The following is a 401-nucleotide window of genomic DNA, read 5'->3' as shown; positions in this document are numbered from 1 at the left end:
AGCTCGCAGCGGCGGTGGATCTGCTTATCGCCTCATGTGGAAACGGCCAACGGCGCCGTACTGTCGACGAACTAAGGCATGCGATGCGCGCGCTGAACGCGCACCGCCATTTCTACCATGCGCAACGCTTGGGCGAGGCTTGGTACTCGTGCGTCGGCTTGGATCCGACAATCGCCAAACACCACGCTCAGGCACTGATTGACCTCTCCGGGCTCGATGCTGCCGAGCGACTTCTACACAAAGCCCTGTCCGCAGCCGAGGCGCCTGGAGCATCCGCGGACGCGGCGTCCGAAATCGTGGAATACCAAGGCCTGCTGGGGCGTATCGACAAGCAACGCTTCGTGTCGCGCGCAAACAAGGGCAGCCTGGTCAAGGCTACCGATCGCTACCTTGAGCAGTTT

1 protein-coding gene (cut by a window edge) is annotated in these 401 nt (G+C 61.8%); it reads left to right on the top strand.

Annotated elements, in window-relative coordinates:
- Positions 1-83 precede the first annotated feature (83 nt).
- On the top strand, positions 84-401 hold the 5' portion of the coding sequence (locus GLA29479_RS26085) for a tetratricopeptide repeat-containing protein (RefSeq protein ID WP_057973014.1). It continues 24 nt past the right edge of the window; 318 of the gene's 342 nt are visible here — the first part of the coding sequence; its start codon is at positions 84-86; its stop codon lies beyond the right edge, outside the window.

The organism is Lysobacter antibioticus (assembly GCF_001442535.1).
GTDB lineage: Bacteria > Pseudomonadota > Gammaproteobacteria > Xanthomonadales > Xanthomonadaceae > Lysobacter > Lysobacter antibioticus.
Note: the sequence above shows the minus strand (reverse complement) of the source record. Positions and strands in the feature narration are given on the sequence as shown.